Genomic DNA, 1,617 nt, shown 5'->3' on the forward strand with positions numbered 1-1,617 from the left:
GATGGTACCGGGCACATCAATGGTATTGAAAGCTTCCGGAGTTTTACCAAACGAAGGCCCGCCAAATTCAACGGCGTAACCAAAAACTTTGATTTGCACCTGAAGGAATGCGGATGGCGATGGAACCGAAACTCTGATGAACTGAGTCACCAACTTTGGGGGCTTTTTAAAGTAAATTTACATAAAGCTGCCAGTCTAGAGCCATGATTTTTGTGAACGAAGCTACCAACGTCTTCTGGTCTTATCCCGTCATTATCCCGAGCAGTTCGGGAATACCGTTTATCACGGGATCCCCAATATATTCTCAAACGTAATTCCATGATTGGAGCAGGTCAGAATCACGATAAATTTAAAAAAGTATGGGTAATTTTCCTGCCGTCCGCCTGTCCGTATATCAACTGCATGGCCTGATACACAATCCAGAGAAATAGCATCCCAAAAAATGGGAACGGCATTATTTATAACATTGATATAAGACTTTTCAGCGCCGGAAAGTATTGTTTCATCAAATGAGTTATTGGATTTGTCGAATTAATCGCTGAACTGTTCAGAAACTTACTTAAGTCATTTGATTTATTTGATATTTTTAATTAACTTTTGGGGCTGAAGTAGATTAGCCCTAAATACCACACCAATCCCGCAAGATTTTCAACTGCTCACTTGATGTGCCAAAGTTAAAACGAAACCCGCATTCTTTCAAGAATAGGGGGAAAAGACTTTCGGTCGATTCCGTTGTATTTGCGTAGCACACGCTTATCCTATGGTGGTGAAAACCGCCGACATCCAGAACATCATCGCTGCTTAAACTGTCGGTATACACCACACTGTCCGGCATGATTTTCTTCGTAATAACAGGCAACAAACTCTCTTTTTGGGCGTTATCCACGACCACGGTATAAACCTTGCCGCCATGTTTGAGGATAACGAAAACCACCACTTTGCCTGCGGCTCCTGTGCCGCGTTTTCCTTTGCGTTTACCGCCGGAGCAGCGCTCATCTGACTCTACGGAACCTTCAAAAACCTGATCGGCCTCCAAGGCCGAATGATGGGTGATGACGAGGCGGATTTTGCAGTAAAAGTAAAAGAGTATGGCGGTGTTGGGCCGGATACCCAAGACATCGGCAGCCGAACGGCGGTAACTTCCGGCACAAAATATCCGAATAGTGTCTTATGTGCTTTTTTGCTTAATTTACAGTTTGTTATCTTCATTTTAGCAACCTATCATGACTGCTAATCTACGTCAGCCCCTAACTTTTTTAGAAAATTCAGTTTGATTTTCTAAACGAATACCCTTTTCAAGATCGTATTCAAAGTAGCCTTGGTTTAAATCTCCCAAACTTTCATTACAAAATTTATTTTTATTATCTTTGACAAAGAAAAATACTGCACTTTGGATGTCAATTTTGTATGCTGTTTCAACTTTGAAATTCCCATCTTTACCATCGGTAAGAGGGCTAATTTTCCAAATTGATGGCTGCGCAAATATTCTTAAGGGGCTTAGGAAGCAAAATTAGCCCAAGGGTCGATTTCTCAGTATTTTAAGCAAGACTAATACAGATCATCATGCCTGTGATTGAAGCGAAATTAGGTTTCCTTTAAGTGTAATAAAAAGTCTAT

2 pseudogenes are annotated in these 1,617 nt (G+C 41.2%); one reads left to right on the forward strand and one right to left on the reverse strand.

What is annotated here, in order from left to right:
* Positions 1 to 207, forward strand: a pseudogene (locus tag IR141_RS12430) (IS1595 family transposase); the annotation flags it as partial.
* Positions 208 to 619: 412 nt separating this feature from the next.
* Here IR141_RS12430 and IR141_RS12435 read toward each other — a convergent pair.
* Positions 620 to 1,209, reverse strand: a pseudogene (locus tag IR141_RS12435) (transposase).
* Between the last annotated feature and the right edge of the window lie 408 nt (positions 1,210 to 1,617).

Source organism: Neisseria sp. 19428wB4_WF04, from assembly GCF_015235335.1.
Classification (GTDB): Bacteria; Pseudomonadota; Gammaproteobacteria; order Burkholderiales; family Neisseriaceae; genus Neisseria; species Neisseria musculi.